Source organism: Pseudoramibacter porci, from assembly GCF_009696145.1.
GTDB lineage: Bacteria > Bacillota > Clostridia > Eubacteriales > Eubacteriaceae > Pseudoramibacter > Pseudoramibacter porci.
Window position 1 is genome coordinate 179,345 of sequence record NZ_VUMO01000001.1, and the last position, 18,805, is coordinate 198,149.

Genomic DNA, 18,805 nt, shown 5'->3' on the forward strand with positions numbered 1-18,805 from the left:
CGATGAAATTCAGTTCACGTCTGCCAATTCGGAAGAGGGGGAACTTTGTGCTGTTTTGTATCGGCCTTTTTGTTCTTCTCATTCTGGTTATTATTTTGGCGGTTTTTTCCGGCAGTGTCTCCATTCCGCCGGATGTGGTTTGCAAGGTGCTGCTCAATCACCTGATGGGTCACGAAATATTCAAGCCGACCTGGAATGCTTCCCTTGAAACCATTATTTGGACCATGCGCTTTCCGCGGGTGCTCATGGCGCTGATGGTTGGGGCGGGGCTGTCCCTCTGCGGTATTTTAATGCAGGCCATGACGCGGAATTCACTGGCCGACCCGTACGTTCTCGGGATTTCTTCGGGGGCATCGGCCGGTGCCGTGGCGGTGATTATGTACGGATGGTTCGGCTTTATGGGGCAGTTTCATATCGCGTTTGGCGCAGCCATCGGCGCGTTTCTTGCCATTTTTATTGCGATGAAGGTGTCATCGGTCAGCAACAGAATCACATCGACCCAGCTGGTATTGGCAGGGATTGCCGTATCCACGCTTTTTCAGGCAGTGACCAATTTTATGATTTACTACAATCAGACTGGAGACGACAAGGTGAAGACGGCGGTTTATTGGATGATGGGTTCACTTAGCGGCGCTAACTGGAGCACGGTGCTGTATGTCTTCATTATTTTTATCATTTGCACAGTGATTCTGTTCTTCTTCACAGACAGCTTAGACGTTTTAATGTTAGGGGACGACGCAGCGACGACGCTCGGTGTAAACCTGATGCGTATCAAGGTGTCAATCATTGTATTATGCACGATCTTGACCGGCGCGATCGTTTCAGTTTCCGGCGTCATTGGTTTTATCGGACTGATTATTCCGCACATCACGCGTTCTCTTGTGGGTTCGAAGCACAGCCGATTAATGCCTGCATCGATTTTGCTCGGTGGGGTTTTTACTATTTTGTGCGATTGGATTTCCAGGATTGTTGTCATTCCGGAAGAATTGCCAATTGGTGTTCTGACGGCGTTATTTGGGGCACCGTTTTTCTTGTTCCTGATTCGAAAGAGCCGTTCGAAATTCGGAGGTGCATGATGACAAAGCTCAAAGTTGAACATTTAGACTTTTCAATCGACAAGACGCAGATTTTAAAGGCTATCGATCTGAATATTCAAAAGGGAGAATTTGTCGGTTTAGTCGGACCAAACGGCTGTGGCAAATCGACGCTTCTCAAAAATATCTACCGGATCTATCAGCCGGATCACGGTAAAATATATTTAGGTGGACAGTTGGTCGATCAAGTCAATGATAAGGCATTTGCCAAGAAAATGGCCGTCATGGTTCAGGAAAATACCGTTGAATTTGATTTGACGGTCATCGATATGGTCATGCTTGGGCGCTACGCCCACAAGCGTCTGCTGCAGGATTCATCCGAAAAGGACCGTGCGATCGCAGAAAAGTATCTCGATGAAGTCGGGCTGAAGGGATATGAAGAACGCAGCTTTTTGAGTTTATCGGGCGGTGAGAAACAACGGGTGCTTCTCGCCCGCGCCCTTTCTCAGGAGGCGGAGCTGATCGTCCTCGATGAACCGACCAACCATCTGGACATCAAGTATCAATATCAAATCATGAATATTTTGAAACGCCAGGATATGACAGTCTTTACCTCAGTGCACGATTTAAATATTGCAGCGCTGTACTGCGACCGCATCGTCGTGTTGAAAAAGGGAAAACTGGTTAAAATCGGCACGCCGGAAGAAGTGATCACACCGGAGATGATTCGTTATCTATACGGAATCGATAGCGAAGTGCACATGAGCGAGACGACAGGGCGGCCTCAAATTCAGTTTCTGCCGAATTTTGATTTATAGATGCAGATTAGAACAAAAAAATACCAGAATAAAACTAAAAATAACGGTTCTTTTTTAATTGTTAAAATAAGAATTAAGGTTTCATTTAAAAATGTACTGTATAATTTTTAATGACGAGTGAAAATGAGCAATTGTAAAGATTGATTTTTTTCACGAGTGTCTCTCTCTTTTTTCCTTGGCCTCCCAAACGGGAGGCTTCTTTTGTTTTTAATGGGTTTAATCGAAAATGGCACAAAAAGAGGGGGGAATCAATAATAAGAAGGAGTTTTCCATGGGTGATGAACGGCTGATCTATCATGTGGATGTCAATTCGGCGTATTTATCTTGGTCGTCAGTGGACCGGCTTGCCCGGGGAGAATCGGACTTGCGGCTGGTCCCGGCGGTTGTGGGCGGCGATGTGGCGAAACGTCACGGTGTGGTTCTTGCAAAATCAGGACTGGCGAAGGTCTACGGCATTCACACCGGCGAGCCCCTTTCCGACGCGTTGAGAAAATGCCCAAACCTCATTTCTATTCCGCCGGATTTCAGAATTTATCAGCATCTCAGCAGTGAATTTAAAGCCATTTGCAAAACTTACGCCACGGCAGTTCAGGATTTTTCGATCGACGAGTGCTTTCTCGATGTTACGGAGACGACGGCTTATCACCATCCTGTCGAGACAGCCTGGGAGCTTAAGGAACGTATCAAAGCGGAACTTGGCTTTACTGTGAACGTGGGCGTTGGCCCCAATAAACTTTTGGCGAAGATGGCCGGGGATTTCGAAAAGCCAGACAAGGTACACACCCTTTGGCTCGATGAAATCCGGGAGAAAATGTGGCCCCTTCCAGTTAGACGCCTCCTTTCTGTTGGTCAGAAAACCGCGGACAAGCTTAATTTGTACGGCATTCGGACGATCGGTGATCTGGCGCATTGTAAATGCGATCATCTCAAACAGGTATTAGGGAATAAACAGGGTGAACACCTTTACCGCTACGCCAACGGATGGGATGACAGTCCGGTATTGGACGAGCCTCAGGAAGAAAAGGGCTACTCGGTCTCGATTACGCTGCCCCAGGATGTAAAGACGAAAACAGCAGCGCGACAGGTCATTAAAAAGTTGGTGGATTTTGTTGCCAGACGTCTGCGGCGTAAACATCGGTTGGCGAAGCGCGTCAGCGTTCAGATTCGCTCATCATCGTTTGTGGATCGGTCGCATCAGCGGACGTTGGACCGCGCCACGGACATTACGCGTGAAATCGAAACGACCGCGTTTCAGCTTTTTGACGAGCTATGGGATGGCGAGACACCGATTCGACTGATTGGCGTGGCGCTCACGCAGATCGAAAACGGCAATATCTCACAGATTTCGATGTTCGATACGCGCACTCTTGAACGGGAGCGCCATATTGATCAAGCTCTCGATGCCATTAGAAAGCGTTTCGGAACTGACGCAGTCAGTCGGGGAATTGCCGATAAAAATCTGCCGAGCGTCGGGAAAAAATACGAGGCGCGCTTTGAAATGGACAGGGATAAATGAAGATTGTACATCGTGAAAAGAAAGTGATATAATGCTAGCCATGAAATTTAAAACATTTTTATCTATTGTAATGGCGAAAATGACCAAGTCGCTGCTGCGCCTGATGGGGCGCGGCGGCACGGATTTTCCGGGCCGCGTGGCGATGAAACTGGATCACAAAGTTCTGGCTCGATGCGCGAAAGGAGTCAAATGTATCGTTGTGACGGGAACCAATGGCAAGACCACTAGTTCCAGAATGATTGAGCAGACTTTGAATGATCTCGGCATTTCTTTTTTCTGCAATAAATCCGGTGCCAACCTGATTACTGGGATTACCGCAGAATTCATCACAAATTCAACCTTAAGTGGGCATTGTAAGTACGACTATGCCCTGATTGAATGCGACGAAGCGGCGTTTAAAGAAGTGTCGACGATGATTGATGCCAGAGCGATCGTGGTCACCAATATTTTCAGAGATCAGCTGGACCGCTACGGCGAAGTGACCCACACCCTTGAGAGCATTAAGATCGGGATCAGCCACAGCCCAAAAGCGACGCTGTGTCTCAATGCAGACGATTCAATGGTCGCATCGATTGCGGATGATTTCAAAAATAAAGTTTTGTTCTACGGCGTCAATGTCCCTATTTACAAAAAACGTGTTCAGGAAGTATCGGATGCACCGTTTTGTATAAAATGCAAGCACGAATATGTGTACGACTATGTGACGTACGGTCATTTGGGCGGGTATCGCTGCCCGCATTGCGGCTACCACCGTCCGGAACCGGACATTGCAGTAACGGATGTCATCCAAAGTGACGCGTCAAAATCAGTCGTCGACATTTTAGTTGATGGACAATCTTACAGGACGACGATCAATCTGCCGGGCGGTTATAATATTTATAACGCCTGCGGCACTGTCGCAGTGGGCAAAGCGCTTAAATTTGATATTCCGACCGTGATTCGGTCTCTTTCTGAGTTTGCACCCGGTTTTGGCCGAATGGAAAAACTCGTTCTCAACGGAACGCCGATCCGCATGATTCTGGTGAAAAATCCCGCAGGCTGCAATCAAGTCCTCAATTTCGTCACCAACGTAACGGATCCGTCCGTCTTTGTGGTCTGTCTCAATGACCGTGACGCCGACGGCACCGATGTGTCGTGGATTTGGGATGTCGATTTTGAACAAATTGCCGAAATGGGGGACAAACTCAAAGGTTTGTTCCTTTCGGGCATTCGCGCGGAAGACATGGCGCTGCGCTTCAAATACGCTGGTATTCCGGAAGACAAGATGAAAGTGATCAAAGACTACGAGACGTTAATGAAGACCTGCGCGGCGCAGGATTACCCCGTTTATATTATGCCGACCTACACGGCGATGATGGACCTTCGGAATAAGATTACAAAAATGTACGATGTGAAAAATTTCTGGGAATAAGGAGAGCAAACCCATGGAACAACCACTTAAAATTTGTCATTTGTACCCGGATATTTTAAATCTCTACGGTGACCGCGGCAATGTGCTGTGCTTGAGCCGCCGTCTCCAATGGCGGCAGATCCCTGTCCAGGTAGACCGTGTCTGTGTGGGGGAACCCCTTAAAGCTTCCGATTACGATTTGTTTTTCATCGGCGGCGGACAGGATTTTGACCAAGAAGTGTTATTGCCGGACTTGTTCTCGGGGAAGGACAAGGAATTAAAGGCTGCGATCGAGGATGGCAAAGCGGTTTTAGCCATTTGCGGGGGTTATCAAATGCTCGGCCAATATTATAAGACTTGGGACGGCAAGCAGATTGATTTTACCGGCGCACTGAACTTTTACACCGAAGGAGTCAAAAAGCGGATGATTGGCAATTATGTGTTTACATTTGACGATCAGCCGGGCGTGAATATCATCGGCTTTGAAAATCATTCTGGGAAAACGTATTTGCAAGACGGTGTCAGACCGATGGGAAAAGTGCTCAAAGGTTTTGGCAACAACGGCGAAGACGGCACGGAAGGCGTGCGCTATAAGAATGTGTACGGGACGTACAGCCACGGCTGTCTATTGCCTAAAAATCCGGAAGTGGCCGACGCGATATTATCAGCGGCACTGGAGCGCAAAACAGGACAGGGAATGCTGCCGCCGCTGCCGGATCGCTTTGAAAAACAAGCACATGACAATATGGAAAGAAGACTTTTAGACTAATTGCAACGAATAATTAGAGGGGGGATACGATGTACGAAGACTTTGCGAAAGTTTACGACGAATTGATGCAGGAAATCAATTACGATGAATGGGCCGATTATATTTTCAGAATGACCCTCAATTCGTCAAAACCGGTTAAAAAAATCTTGGAATTCGGCTGCGGGACTGGGAATGTGACGCTGCGGCTGGCCCAAAAGGGATTCGATATGACGGCAGTGGACCTTTCAGAAGACATGCTGACAGTGGCGGACGAAAAGGCAGAGGCTCAGGGGATCGAGAATGTGCGCTTTTTTAAGGGGGATATGAGCAATTTTCAAATCGGAGAAACCTTTGATGCGGTGATCGTCTGCTGCGATAGTTTCAATTATTTGAAAAGCTTAGACGAAATCGAATCGTTCTTAAGCTGTTCAGCCGAAGCGCTCCGACCTGGTGGGCTATTGATGTTCGATATGAATACGCCGGAAAAGTATAAGGAAACGATTGGCGACAACACCTTTGTCTACAATTTTGACAATGTCTACTGTGTGTGGGAAAATACTCTTCATCCGGATGAAGACAAGGTCGATTTTGATTTGTCGTTCTTTGTGCGCCGTGAAGATAATTTGTACGAACGTCTTGAAGAACAGCAGAGCCAGTACTATTATTCCGTTGAGGATATTTTTAGACTGTTGAAGGTGCCGGCGTTCAAGAACCAGAAAATCTACGATTTTGGGACTTTTCTGGCGGGCGGCGCCTTAAGCGACCGCGTGCAATACGTCGCAGAAAAGAGATAAATAAAAAAATTGTAAAAAAATCGAAAAAAGGGTTTGACAAGCACAGGGTTCTAGCGTATAATAATGCCTGTGCTTGAGATTTGGTCGCTTAGCTCAGCTGGGAGAGCATCTGCCTTACAAGCAGGGGGTCACAGGTTCGAGCCCTGTAGCGACCACCAGATAGCAACATTATTTATTGGCCAGGTAGTTCAGTTGGTTAGAATGCCAGCCTGTCACGCTGGAGGTCGTGAGTTCGAGCCTCATCCTGGTCGCCATGCCCAGATAGCTCAGTCGGTAGAGCAGGGGACTGAAAATCCCCGTGTCGGTGGTTCAATTCCGCCTCTGGGCACCATTTAACGGTGCGGAAGTGGCTCAGTGGTAGAGCATCGCCTTGCCATGGCGAGGGTCGCGAGTTCAAATCTCGTCTTCCGCTCCATTTTATTTTGCGGTGGCATAGCCAAGCGGTAAGGCAAAGGTCTGCAAAACCTCTATTCCCCAGTTCGATTCTGGGTGCCACCTCCATAATAAGAAGGCAAACGCTAAACCAGACATTGTGTTGGGTTTAGCGTTTTTTATTTAGTGGGAGGACAATTTTGTTCGAATATATCAAAGGGGTATTGGAAGCGGAACGTGCCGACGGTGTTGTCATTGAAGCCGGCGGATTTGGGTATTGGATCCGCACATCCATGACGACCAATGCGGCATTGCCGGCGCTGCATCAGCCGGTTAAGCTCTTGCTCTATCCAGCTTTTAGAGAAGACGATGTGACGCTCTACGGATTTTCGACCGAGGAAGAACGGCAATTGTTCGTGACGTTGATCGGTATTTCCGGCATTGGGCCGAAAGCTGCGATGAGTCTGCTTTCGCAATTTGATGAGGCGACGTTCATCCATCACATCAAAAACGCAGATGCAAAGGCCATTTCGAAGGCCCCGGGTGTTGGCAAAAAGACGGCCGAACGCATTATTCTTGAATTAAAAGATAAGTACAAAGATTTTGAAACGACAGATAATGTGATCGACGGCGCTGAAGGCGGTGCGACCAAACGTATGCAAACGGCTGATGCGCTGTACAACGAAGGCATCAATGGTTTATTGGGTTTGGGTTACGCTTACCGCGAAGCCTCGGATCTTATCGATCAGGTGATTGCACCGGGGATGAGCATCGAAGAGCTTTTAAAAGCGGCGCTGACGGCCGCTTCGAAATCATAAAGGGACATTATGAAAGATCGGATTATCACAACAGAATTTTCAGAGCCGGATGTTGAGATCGAGCACTCACTGAGACCCCAAAATCTCAATGAGTACATTGGTCAGAAACGGGTTAAAAAGCAAATGGGTATTTTTATCAATGCGGCAAAGAAACGCGGAGAGCCGCTTGATCACGTGTTGCTCTACGGCCCGCCAGGATTGGGCAAGACGACGCTGGCCAATATTATTGCCAATGAAATGGGGACGAAAATCCGCATTACATCAGGTCCGGCCATTGAAAAACCGGGAGATCTCGCTTCGATTTTAACAACACTCAAGGCTGGCGATGTGCTGTTCATTGACGAAATTCACCGAATGCAGCGGCAGGTCGAAGAAGTGCTTTATCCAGCGATGGAAGATTTCGCGCTCGACATCATCATCGGGAAGGGGCCGGGTGCGAAGAGCATTCGTCTTGATTTACCGAAATTTACTTTAGTTGGCGCGACGACCCGAGCGGGGCAGCTGACGGCGCCGCTGCGTGACCGGTTCGGCGTCGTACAGCGTCTGGAGCTGTATGCACCGGATGAACTGGCATCGATTATCAAACGCTCTGCCGGCATTTTGGGCATCGGCATTGACGATGCGGGTGCGAGAGAATTGGCCCGCCGTTCTCGGGGAACACCGCGTGTGGCGAATCGATTGCTTAAACGGGTCCGCGACTACGCCGAAATGGAGAGTGAAGGCGTCATTGATCTGGAAACGGCCCAAAAAGCTCTAACCTTATTTGAAGTGGACGACGTGGGTCTGGACGAAAACGACAGATTGATGCTCAGGACGATCGCTGAGAAGTTCGACGGCGGCCCGGTGGGGCTCAACACGCTGGCGGCATCGATCGGCGAAGAGTCCAACACGATCGAGGAAGTCTACGAGCCTTATCTGATGCAGCTGGGATTTCTGGCCAGGACGCCGAGCGGGCGTGTGATCACCTCGGCGGGCTGCGCGCATTTAGGACTGAAGGCTGCACAGGCCCCAGCCAATCAAATTAGTCTGGAGGAATTGACCAATCATGATGAAGAAATCTGATTTTTATTACGATCTGCCGGAAGCATTAATCGCCCAGACACCGGCGGAAAAGCGGGATATGTCGCGATTGATGGTCATTAATCGCAAGACAGATCAAATAGAAGATCGGCATTTTCACGACATTGTCGCGTATTTAAAGCCGGGGGACCTTTTGGTGATGAACGACACGAAGGTGATGCCGGTGCGCATTTACGGCCATAAAAAGGAAACCGGGGGCAAGGTTGAACTACTTCTATTAAAACGCCTGGATGACAACCGATGGGAAACGATGGTTAAGCCGGGGCGAAAGGCTAAACCCGGTGCCATTTTGGAATTTACGGATCAGGATGGCAGCGTTGTTCTTGAAGGCACTATTGAGAAAACCATTGACAACGGCCTGCGCGTCATTGCATTTCAATACGACGGTGTTTTTGAAGAAATCTTAAACCAAATCGGCACCATGCCGCTGCCGCCGTACATCCATGAAAAACTGAGCGATCCATCCCGTTATCAAACCGTCTACGCGAAGTACAACGGCTCAGCCGCAGCACCCACAGCCGGTTTGCATTTCACCGAAGCGCTGCTCGATCAGATTCGCGCAATGGGGGTGAAGACGGCAGCTGTGACGCTGCACGTCGGCCTTGGGACGTTTCGCCCGGTCAAAGAAGACAATATTTTAGATCATCAAATGCATTCAGAGCAATACAGTGTTTCTCAAGAGACTGCGGATCTGATTGAAGCGACGAAAGTCAATGGCGGGCGTGTCATTGCAGTGGGCACGACGACAGTTCGGACGCTGGAAAGCGTGGCAGCCCGTCACGATGGTAAAGTGGTTGCAGAGCACGGGGCGACGTCGATTTTTATTTATCCGGGCTTTCATTGGAACGTGATCGACGGACTGATTACCAATTTCCATCTGCCCGAATCGACGCTTCTGATGCTGGTTGCTTCTTTTTACGATAGAGAAAAAATATTGGCGGCTTATCGTCACGCGGTCAAAGAAAAATACCGATTTTTCAGTTTTGGCGATGCGATGTTCATTCAATAGGAGAATTATGTTTCGATACGAACTCATACATCAGGAAAAATACACGGGTGCACGGCTCGGCCGGATCATAACGGATCACGGTGAAATTCAGACGCCGATTTTCATGCCGGTCGGCACACAGGCGACCGTCAAGTCGATGGACAACGCCGATCTGCACCGGATGAACGCCCAGATTATCCTTGGCAATACCTACCATCTGTATTTGAGGCCGGGGGAAGAAGTCATGAAGGAAGTTGGCGGGCTTCACCGCTTTATGAATTGGGACCGCCCTATATTAACAGACTCTGGCGGATTTCAGGTATTTTCTCTCGGGGCGATCCGAAAGATCACAGAAGAAGGCGTTAAGTTCATTTCGTATTTGGACGGCTCTCGCCATTTTATGCGGCCGGAAGATTCAATCCGCCTTCAAAACGTTATCGGTGCAGACATTATCATGTGTTTTGACGAATGTGCTCCGGCTGACGCGGACTACGAATACACAAAGCATTCGATGGAAATGACGACACGCTGGGCGAAGCGATGCCAACAGGCCCACGCGAATCCGGAACATCAAGCTTTATTTGGCATTGTACAGGGCGGAATGTTCGACGATTTGAGGCGAAAAAGCGCTCAGGATTTAGTCGCGATGGATTTTCCAGGTTACGCCATTGGCGGCCTTTCTGTTGGAGAATCCCACGAAAAAATGTACCACATGCTCGATGTGACAACGCCGCTTCTCCCGAAGGAAAAGCCGAGATATTTGATGGGAGTTGGCTCGGTCGACGCTTTATTTGAAGGTGTACTCCGCGGTGTCGACATGTTCGACTGCGTCCTTCAGACTCGTATCGCCAGAAACGGAACGGCCATGACCTCTGAAGGGAAAAAGGTGATTCGAAATGCCACTTTCGAAAGGGATTTTTCGCCGATTGATCCCAATTGTGATTGCCCGGTCTGCCGCCACCACACCCGTGCCTATGTGAGACATTTGATTAAATGTAAGGAAATATTGGGCGCTAGATTATTGACATATCACAATTTATATTTTACACTATCCCTAATGGAAAAAATGCGGGAAGCAATCGCGCAGGACGCGCTGCTCGATTTGCGAACCGACGTTTTTAAAAATTATGGAATAAAAAAGATTGGAGCTTATCAGAATGATTAATCAGATTTTGGGCTTGACCCTTCAGGCATCACAATCAACTCGAAACAATATGGCCAGCATCGCGTCGGTCATCATTTTGTTTGTATTTCTGTACTTCCTGATGATTCGCCCGCAGCGCAAGCGTCAGAAACAGGCCGATGAAATGCACAACAATATGAAAATTGGCGATGAAGTTCTGACAGCCGGCGGGTTTTATGGTATAATCAGTGCATTAGATGACAAGAACGTCGTCATCGAAATGCTTCCGGATTTCCACAAGATGATGATCCGCAAGGAATCCATCGTCCGCGTCATTAAACAAGATGATGTGGAAGCGGAAGAAGCTGCCGAAACAGAAACAGCAGAACCGGTCGAAAAGCCGGAAAAAGCTGAAACAGAAGCACCAGCGGCCGTAAAAACCGATGATGCCGAAGCTCAGGCAAAAGATGAATAATTTGAAAGGGGTAGATTCCAATGAAACATATTCAAGTTGTTAACAAAGGTCGTTTGTGCGATACGAAAAATAAAGGTTGCGGCGAATGCCAGACCTCATGCCAGTCAGCATGCAAGACTTCTTGCACCGTTGGCAATCAGCACTGCAAGCAGGCTCAGGCCAAATAATGATTTTAAAGAAACGGGCAGGCGCGAAGCCTGCCTGTTTTTTTACTGAAAGAAATACATATGAAAAATACACATTCTCAAATTCATAAATTTTATCTCAACCAGCATTATATCGTGCTTGACGTGGCCAGCGAATCGCTGTTTAGCGTCGACAAAATGACTTATGACATTTTAGACGATTATCACGAAAAGCCCGACAGCGCCGTGATTGAAAAATGGCAGGACATATATTCTAAATCAGAAATCGAAGAAGTATTGGAAGAACTGCACGCGCTGGAAGATCAGAACATGCTTTATGCGCCAGACAACTACGACCCGATGGAATACAAAAACTACGATTTGATTAAATCGATGTGTTTGAACGTGGCGCACGACTGCAATTTAAGATGCAAATATTGTTTTGCCTCTCAGGGAGATTTTAACAGCAAGCGCGAAGTCATGCCTTACGAAGTTGGGAAGAAAGCACTGGATTTTCTTGTCGCCCAGTCCAAGAACCGCCACAATCTGGAAGTCGACTTCTTCGGCGGCGAACCGATGATGAATTTTGATGTCGTCAAACGTCTGGTGACCTATGGTCGGAGTTTGGAAGAGCCTAACAACAAAAAATTTAAATTTACGATGACAACCAATGGCATGCTCCTGAACGACGAAAATATGAAATGGATCGACGAAAATATGGGCAATGTCGTTTTGAGCCTTGATGGGCGCAAAGCCGTGAACGATCGGATGCGGCCGACGGTTTCTGGAAAAGGCTCCTACGACATTATTTTCAACCACATTAAAAAAATGTGCGACATCCGCGAAGCGAGCGGCGGAGAATATTACGTCCGCGGTACGTATACGAAAAACAACTTGGATTTCGGCCGCGATGTTGAAGATTTAGCACGCCAGGGTTTCAAGAGCATTTCAGTGGAACCGGTGGTGACGGACGCGTCTAAACCCTACGCGATTCTGGAAGAAGACGTTGACGCGATTAAAAAAGAATACGATAGGCTGGCCATTGCTTATCTGAATCAAGAAGACGAAGGCCTGGATTATCTTTTCTATCATTTCATGGTCGACTTAAACGGCGGTCCCTGTGTGTACAAACGGCTTTCCGGCTGCGGAGCAGGCAGAGATTACGTCGCGGTCACTCCCAAGGGCAATATTTACCCTTGTCATCAATTTGTCGGCCAGCCTGAATTTATCATGGGCAACGTCGATGAAGGCATCACAAAACCGGAAATTAAGGATCAGTTCATGGAGGCGGGATTATTAAGCAAACCTTCATGCCGGGACTGCTGGTGCCGGTATTTCTGCGGCGGCGGCTGCCATGCGAACGCGTGGAATTTCAATCATACAGTAATGAAGCCCTACGAAGTGTCCTGCGAAATTGAACGCCGCAGAGTTGAAAATGCGCTGATGATTAAAATCGTTCAAGATGAACGGGCTAACGCTGATTGACAGAAATCATAATATTTTTTATAATGAAGATGTTCCGAGCTGTGGTTGAAAGTCGAGGCCAGTCGCAGGCAAAACGATCCACGTAAGGTATTTAATAATATAATAATCGATCATGGTGCGGCCTAGATGTAAGTCCAGCCGGCGAAAGCCGAGAGGAGGAAAAGTGAGATGATATCAGGCGAAACTCCCAGCTGGCGGGTGTGGGGGCAAAGACCAGGTCAGTCGGAACGAATGGATTCATTTTTTTAAATGGATCCTTTTTTATTAATGAAAAAATGGAGGGGCAGGGTCGTGATTTACACAGCGATGACAAAAAAAGCGATGATTTTGATGTATAAAGTTCATCAAAATCAGCGTGACCGAGGCGGCATCCCATACGTCTTTCATCCATGGCATGTCGCAGAGCAGATGGACGACGAGAATTCAACAACGGTGGCGTTGCTTCACGACGTCGTCGAGGACGGGGCAGTGAGCCTGGATCATTTAAGAGGAGCCGGATTTGCAGAAGAAATCATAGAGGCGCTCGCGCTGTTGACGCGGCATAAAGGTCAGAATTATTTTGACTACATTGAAAAGTTGGCGCCGAATCCGCTCGCCAGGCGCGTGAAGCTCGCCGATTTAGCACACAATCAAGACGTCAGCCGCCTTGACGAAGTGGACGCGGCGGCGCGCAGGCGGATAAAAAAATATCAAAAGGCGCAGCGATATCTGGAAGCGTTCGAAAAAAACGATCAATAAAATAACCATAACAGATCTTTTGGAATTTGCTCTCAAGCGGGCAAAGCCATCAGGTCTTTTTTTTATATCGATTTTCAAAAAGCTCAAAAAAATGGTAAGCATTTTGTGAAATCGGCGCGTTTTTTCGTCGGACGAGCCGAAGTTCTGAATCGAGGGCCGGCGCATCAAGCTGTACGGCCTTTAAATTTGGAAAGGACAAGGCAATCGACATGGGCACTAACGCCACGCCGACTCCTGACGCTGCCCATTGCAGCGAAGTGCGGGCATCGTCATTAATGCAAATGATATTTGGATCGATTTGAGCCTGTTGAAAGGCCTGGCGAATGGCAGGCTCCCATCTCCGGTAGAGGATCAGCGGATAATGGGAAAGCTTTTCTATTTTGATTTTGTCCTCGGTCCTAAATTGATCGACGAAAAAAGCGGCAGTGCAGACGGCGGCAAAGGGGTCCTCACGCAGGGTCAGGGCTTCGAGATCCTGGCGGCGGTAGGGAGTGCGGATAACAGCGAGCTCGATTCGGCTGTTGTCGAGCTGAGTCAGAAGATCAAAGGTGTTGCTTTCGAAGACGTCGAAGACCACGCCGGGGAAATGTTCACGGAAGGCCAGGATGCCGTCAAAAAGCTCCTTTGAAGCGCAAGAAGAGATCAGGCCGATGCGAATGGACCCTTGCTTGCCGGTGCGCAGGTTTTGCATTTCCGCCTCGGCAGCCTTTTCCATCGACAGAATTTGAACGGCGTGGCGGTACAACAGGCGTCCGGCCTCGGTCAGGGTGATGTGGCGGGCGCCCCGCTCAAAGAGCGTAACGCCGCATTCCGCTTCCAACGCCTTGATTTGTGTAGACAGCGGCGGCTGAGAAATGTGGAGCTTGCGCGCTGCCTCTGAGATCGTCCCATTGTCGACGACCGCGGTAAAATATTGGAGCTGACGGATGTCCATAATGCCTCCTGATATACGTAATTGATATGGTTATTAAATCTTTCAATATTATTCATATACTTTGTTTCATGATATCATAAAACCATGAAAGGAAGGGAATCCAATGAAGAAATTGTTCGCGTATTTGAAAGATTATCGTCGGGATGCGATTTTGGCGCCGACCTTTAAATTACTGGAGGCGTTCTTTGATCTGCTGGTGCCGCTGGTTGTGGCCAGGATCATCGATGTGGGGATCGCCCAGAATAATCACACGTATATTGTGCATATGGTGACTGTGATGGTGATCTTGGCTGTTGCCGGCCTGACGAGCAGCATTACCGCGCAATTCTTTGCGGCGCGGTCCAGTGTCGGCTGTGTGACGGATATGCGCCAGGGATTGTTTGACCACATTCAAAAATTCACGTACAGTGAGTTGGATCAAGTCGGAACCGATACGCTGATTACGCGGTTGACCAGCGACATGCAGCAGGTTCAAAATGGTTTGAATATGGCGCTGAGACTCTTGCTTAGAAGCCCTATTGTCGTTTTGGGGTCCATGATCATGGCCTTCACGATTGATGTGAAATGCGCCCTTGTATTTGTCGTGGCGATTCCGATCTTGAGTCTTGTCGTATTTGGCATTATGCGCATTTCGATTCCGATGTTTCGCGGCGTCCAGAAAAAGTTGGATCGGCTGCTTGGCATCACCCGCGAAAATCTGACAGGTGTGCGCGTGGTGCGGGCCTTTGGCCAGGAACAGGACGCGGTAAAAACTTTTGATGCCGACAATGGAGATCTGACGCGTTGGAATGAAAAGGTCGGACGATGGTCGGCGGCGCTCAATCCGCTGACTTACGCCATTGTCAACATTGCGACGATTGTGCTGATTCAAGTGGGCGCGGTACGGGTAAACTTAGGCGGCATTCAGCAAGGGCAGGTCGTCGCGCTTTACAATTATATGGCACAGATGATCATCGAATTGATCAAGCTGGCGCAATTGATCGTCTTGATCAATCGTTCCATCGCCTGTGCGGAACGGATTCAATCGGTTTTTGAAATTGAACCGGGGATGTCTTTTCCAGTGGATAAGGCCAATACGAAAGAAGCAGGAGATTTGGCAGTGGCCTTTGATCAGGTGACATTTACGTACCAAAACGGCGGGGCACCGGCTTTAAAGGATATTAGTTTTCAAGCGAAAAAGGGAGAAACCATCGGGATTATCGGCGGGACAGGATCCGGCAAATCGACCCTTGTGAGTTTGATTCCGCGGTTTTATGATCCAGAGGGCGGAACTGTATCGGTACTTGGAGAAAATGTTCGGGATTATCCGGAGGGGACACTCAATACAAAAATCGGTTATGTGCCCCAGCGCGTAACCTTATTTGAGGGCTCCATTCGCGATAATTTGAGTTGGGGAAAGGCCGATGCCGGAAGCGATGAAATGGATCGCGCCCTGGCGACAGCCCAGGTGAAAGATGTGGTCGACCAAAAGCCGGATGGCCTCGATTTTTACCTGCAGCAAAACGGGCGCAACCTCTCCGGCGGTCAGCGCCAGCGTTTGACCATTGCACGGGCGCTGGTCAGAAAGCCTGAGATCTTGATCATGGACGACAGCGCAAGTGCTCTAGATTTTGCAACGGACGCGGCCCTTCGCCAGGCCATACACAGCCTGCACCGCGATATGACGGTGTTTATCGTCTCTCAGCGGACCGCCAGTGTCATGAGCGCCGATCAAATTCTCGTCCTCGACGAAGGCCGTCTCGTCGGGAAAGGGACCCACGAAGAGCTGCTCGCACATAACCAGGTCTATCAAGAAATCTATTATTCTCAGTTCCCCAAAGACGACCATACGGCCGCAAATACAGCACAGGAGGCATGATCAGATGAAAAAAATGAATATGAATTCGAAGAAAACGCTGAAGGAAGTGCTGTCCTACGTTGCACACTACAAAGGGCTGCTCGTATTATCCCTTGTGACGGCGGCGGTGAGCGTTGTTCTCCAGCTCTACATCCCGATTTTATTTGGTCGGATGATTGACGGCATCATTGGCAAGGGACACGTTAAATTTGCATTGATCGCCCATATCGGCGTGCGTGTCGGCATTGCCGTGATCATTGCCGGTGCAGCGACATGGATCATGAATCTGGTCAACAATAAATTGTCATACAGTGTGGTTCGGGATATTCGATCTCAGGCGATTCGTCAAATTCAAGATTTGCCGTTGTCTTATCTCGACAGCCACCCGTCAGGCGATATTGTCAGCCGCATGATCACCGATGTGGATCAGCTTTCGGATGGGCTTTTGCTCGGACTGACGCAGCTGTTCTCCGGTCTTGTGATGATTGCCGTGACCATTGGCTTCATGCTCAGTATCAATATGCCGATTACGCTCTTTGTTGTCGCGATGACGCCGGTGAGTTTTCTCGTGGCGCGGTTCATCGCCTCCCGTTCGTTTACGATGTTCAGAAACGTCAGCGACACACGAGGGCGGCAGACGGCGCTCATCGAAGAATTAATCGGCGGCGAAAAAGTGGTGAAGGCCTTCGGGTACGAAAAACGGGGTTCGGCCCGTTTTGCCGAAGTCAATCAGGAGATGCAGCAATACAGCCAGCAGGCTGTTTTCTATTCAAGCCTTACTAACCCGTCCACCCGTTTTGTTAATGGCATCATTTACGCTTTTGTGGCTTTGATCGGTGCTTTTACGGTGCCGAGCGGATCGCTGACTGTCGGCGGACTGGCTGCGCTTTTGACCTACGCGAATCAGTATATGAAACCCTTCAATGATATTTCGAGCGTCGTGACCGAATTTCAAAATGCCCTCGCCTGTGCGGCCCGGGTCCTTGAATTTATCGACGCGCCGCCCCAAACACCGGATCCGGAAAAGATATTGCCGAAGGCATCAGGGAAAATCGATATCGACCATTTGTATTTCAGTTACGATCCGAATAAAAAATTGATTCAAGATTTTTCCCTACAGGCAAAGGCGGGTACACGGATTGCCATTGTCGGGCCGACCGGCTGCGGAAAGACGACGTTGATTAATCTCTTGATGCGTTTTTACGATGCGGATAGCGGCACCATTGCGATTGACGATCAAAACGTGTACGCTGTTTCCAGACCGTCGCTGAGACAGAATTTCGGTATGGTGCTCCAGGACACTTGGCTCAAACACGGGACCGTCCGGGAAAATATCGCCTTTGGCAAACCGGACGCGTCGGATGACGAGATTTGGCGTGTTGCGGCAGCCTCTCATTGCGATACGTTTATTCATCAGATGCCAAAAGGCCTCGATACGGTCATTGATGACGGCGATTTGAGCCAAGGACAGAAACAATTGCTCTGCATCGCCAGGGTGATGCTCGTCGATCCGCCGATGCTGATTCTCGACGAGGCAACCTCCAACATCGACACACGAACAGAGCTTAAGATTCAGGCGGCTTTTGACAAATTGATGGCCGGCAAGACCAGTTTCATCGTTGCCCATCGACTGTCGACGATTCGCGACGCGGATATCATTCTGGTCATGCGGGACGGCCAGATTGTCGAACAGGGCAACCACAGAAGCCTGCTCGCGAAAAATGGCTTTTACGCCAAGCTGTACAATGCACAGTTTGAATTGACCAAATAACGAGACCTCAATTCAATCAATTTTTTAAATATGAGTACAAGGAAGAAAGAGAAAAATAAAAGGTCAATCAGGTCAGTTTGGCTATTTTCGCGAGAGACTGACCTTGAAAAAAGCGTGCAGATTGAATCTTTAATTCAGGAATTTGATGGGCGATAATAGAGACAGACTTAATGAGATACAAAGGAGCAGCTTATGAAAAATACGAAATTGCACGATTTGGTCATTACCGCAGCTTTTATCGCACTGACTTATGTATTTACCTTTATTAATGTTCGTCTGCCGATCGCAGCCAACGGCGGATTGGTGCATCTCGGCAATATTCCGTTGTTTTTCGGCGCGATTATCTTTGGCAAACGCGTCGGCGGACTGGCTGGTGGCGTTGGCATGGGGCTATTTGATCTCCTGGGCGGATGGACGGCTTGGGCGCCTTTTACCTTTGTGATCTGCGGCCTCATGGGGCTTACAGTCGGTGCGATTTGCGAAAATCATCATGACTATCTCCACTACGTATTGGCGCTCATTGCCGCGTGTGCCATTAAAATTGTCGGCTACTACATCGCCGAAGGCGTCATTTACGGCAACTGGATTGCGCCGGTCTCCTCGATTCCAGGGAATCTCGTTCAGGTCGGTCTTGGTGCCGCAGTGACACTGATCGTTGTGAATCGTCTGTACAAGTTAGCCAATCACATGGGACTGACCCATCACGAAAAGCGTCAGCAGCCAGCTTAATCAGATATTTGAACAAAAAGATAAAATAAA

Annotated in this window: 18 protein-coding genes and 5 tRNA genes; 22 read left to right on the forward strand and 1 reads right to left on the reverse strand. The window is 48.7% G+C overall.

The features are described 5' to 3' along the window. The first annotated feature begins 47 nt into the window (after positions 1 to 47). From FYJ52_RS01025 to FYJ52_RS01115, 19 genes are all read left to right on the forward strand, one after another. Positions 48 to 1,076, forward strand: coding sequence for a FecCD family ABC transporter permease (locus tag FYJ52_RS01025; protein WP_328598734.1), 1,029 nt, complete (start codon positions 48 to 50; stop codon positions 1,074 to 1,076). Beyond that, positions 1,076 to 1,852 carry an ABC transporter ATP-binding protein gene (locus FYJ52_RS01030; RefSeq protein WP_154575403.1) on the forward strand — a complete coding sequence of 259 codons (777 nt, stop codon included), beginning with the start codon at positions 1,076 to 1,078 and terminating at the stop codon, positions 1,850 to 1,852. The genes FYJ52_RS01025 and FYJ52_RS01030 overlap by 1 nt, the downstream gene beginning before the upstream one ends. Before the next feature lie 271 nt (positions 1,853 to 2,123). Continuing rightward, entirely contained in the window at positions 2,124 to 3,368 is a 1,245-nt protein-coding gene (locus FYJ52_RS01035) for a DNA polymerase Y family protein (RefSeq protein ID WP_154575404.1), read from the forward strand. 31 nt (positions 3,369 to 3,399) lie between these two features. Then, a complete protein-coding gene (locus FYJ52_RS01040; protein WP_235901455.1) occupies positions 3,400 to 4,779 on the forward strand; it encodes a Mur ligase family protein in 1,380 nt (459 codons plus the stop codon). Between the two features lie 13 nt (positions 4,780 to 4,792). Further along, positions 4,793 to 5,527: a type 1 glutamine amidotransferase gene (locus FYJ52_RS01045; protein ID WP_154575405.1), complete on the forward strand. Its 735-nt coding sequence runs from the start codon at positions 4,793 to 4,795 to the stop codon at positions 5,525 to 5,527. 29 nt (positions 5,528 to 5,556) lie between these two features. Continuing rightward, on the forward strand, positions 5,557 to 6,300 hold the full coding sequence (locus tag FYJ52_RS01050) for a class I SAM-dependent DNA methyltransferase (RefSeq protein ID WP_154575406.1): 744 nt from the start codon (positions 5,557 to 5,559) through the stop codon (positions 6,298 to 6,300). A gap of 82 nt (positions 6,301 to 6,382) precedes the next feature. Then, positions 6,383 to 6,458, forward strand: a tRNA-Val gene (locus FYJ52_RS01055). Between the two features lie 19 nt (positions 6,459 to 6,477). Continuing rightward, positions 6,478 to 6,554 (forward strand) — tRNA-Asp (locus FYJ52_RS01060). 1 nt (position 6,555) lies between these two features. Then, positions 6,556 to 6,631 (forward strand) — tRNA-Phe (locus FYJ52_RS01065). 9 nt (positions 6,632 to 6,640) lie between these two features. Then, positions 6,641 to 6,715, forward strand: a tRNA-Gly gene (locus FYJ52_RS01070). An 11-nt stretch (positions 6,716 to 6,726) separates the two neighbouring features. After that, a tRNA-Cys gene (locus FYJ52_RS01075) sits at positions 6,727 to 6,801 on the forward strand. A gap of 71 nt (positions 6,802 to 6,872) precedes the next feature. Next, positions 6,873 to 7,490 (forward strand): Holliday junction branch migration protein RuvA, encoded by a 618-nt coding sequence (gene ruvA / locus FYJ52_RS01080; RefSeq protein WP_154575407.1) that lies wholly within the window; start codon positions 6,873 to 6,875, stop codon positions 7,488 to 7,490. A gap of 9 nt (positions 7,491 to 7,499) precedes the next feature. Further along, on the forward strand, positions 7,500 to 8,552 hold the full coding sequence (ruvB, locus tag FYJ52_RS01085; RefSeq protein ID WP_154575408.1) for a Holliday junction branch migration DNA helicase RuvB: 1,053 nt from the start codon (positions 7,500 to 7,502) through the stop codon (positions 8,550 to 8,552). After that, positions 8,539 to 9,579: a tRNA preQ1(34) S-adenosylmethionine ribosyltransferase-isomerase QueA gene (gene queA, locus FYJ52_RS01090; RefSeq protein WP_154575538.1), complete on the forward strand. Its 1,041-nt coding sequence runs from the start codon at positions 8,539 to 8,541 to the stop codon at positions 9,577 to 9,579. The genes ruvB and queA overlap by 14 nt, the downstream gene beginning before the upstream one ends. 7 nt (positions 9,580 to 9,586) lie before the next feature. Beyond that, on the forward strand, positions 9,587 to 10,723 hold the full coding sequence (tgt, locus tag FYJ52_RS01095) for a tRNA guanosine(34) transglycosylase Tgt (RefSeq protein ID WP_154575409.1): 1,137 nt from the start codon (positions 9,587 to 9,589) through the stop codon (positions 10,721 to 10,723). After that, a complete protein-coding gene (gene yajC / locus FYJ52_RS01100) occupies positions 10,716 to 11,156 on the forward strand; it encodes a preprotein translocase subunit YajC (protein WP_154575410.1) in 441 nt (146 codons plus the stop codon). The genes tgt and yajC overlap by 8 nt, the downstream gene beginning before the upstream one ends. 20 nt (positions 11,157 to 11,176) lie before the next feature. Next, positions 11,177 to 11,323, forward strand: coding sequence for a six-cysteine ranthipeptide SCIFF (scfA, locus tag FYJ52_RS01105; protein WP_154575411.1), 147 nt, complete (start codon positions 11,177 to 11,179; stop codon positions 11,321 to 11,323). 60 nt (positions 11,324 to 11,383) lie between these two features. Continuing rightward, positions 11,384 to 12,766, forward strand: coding sequence for a thioether cross-link-forming SCIFF peptide maturase (gene scfB, locus FYJ52_RS01110; protein ID WP_154575412.1), 1,383 nt, complete (start codon positions 11,384 to 11,386; stop codon positions 12,764 to 12,766). A 291-nt stretch (positions 12,767 to 13,057) separates the two neighbouring features. Next, positions 13,058 to 13,504, forward strand: coding sequence for a GTP pyrophosphokinase (locus FYJ52_RS01115; protein ID WP_328598735.1), 447 nt, complete (start codon positions 13,058 to 13,060; stop codon positions 13,502 to 13,504). A 49-nt stretch (positions 13,505 to 13,553) separates the two neighbouring features. Here the strand turns inward: FYJ52_RS01115 and FYJ52_RS01120 are convergent, their stop codons facing one another. Continuing rightward, positions 13,554 to 14,438: a LysR family transcriptional regulator gene (locus tag FYJ52_RS01120; RefSeq protein WP_154575414.1), complete on the reverse strand. Its 885-nt coding sequence runs from the start codon at positions 14,436 to 14,438 to the stop codon at positions 13,554 to 13,556. 103 nt (positions 14,439 to 14,541) lie between these two features. Between FYJ52_RS01120 and FYJ52_RS01125 the strand changes: the two genes are divergently transcribed. The 3 genes from FYJ52_RS01125 to FYJ52_RS01135 all read left to right on the forward strand — a co-directional run bounded on the left by FYJ52_RS01125 (position 14,542) and on the right by FYJ52_RS01135 (position 18,775). Further along, positions 14,542 to 16,296 carry an ABC transporter ATP-binding protein gene (locus FYJ52_RS01125; protein WP_154575415.1) on the forward strand — a complete coding sequence of 585 codons (1,755 nt, stop codon included), beginning with the start codon at positions 14,542 to 14,544 and terminating at the stop codon, positions 16,294 to 16,296. A 4-nt stretch (positions 16,297 to 16,300) separates the two neighbouring features. Then, positions 16,301 to 18,046, forward strand: a complete 1,746-nt coding sequence (locus FYJ52_RS01130) for an ABC transporter ATP-binding protein (protein ID WP_154575416.1) — start codon at positions 16,301 to 16,303, stop codon at positions 18,044 to 18,046. A gap of 192 nt (positions 18,047 to 18,238) precedes the next feature. Then, positions 18,239 to 18,775 carry an ECF transporter S component gene (locus tag FYJ52_RS01135; protein ID WP_154575417.1) on the forward strand — a complete coding sequence of 179 codons (537 nt, stop codon included), beginning with the start codon at positions 18,239 to 18,241 and terminating at the stop codon, positions 18,773 to 18,775. Positions 18,776 to 18,805 lie beyond the last annotated feature (30 nt).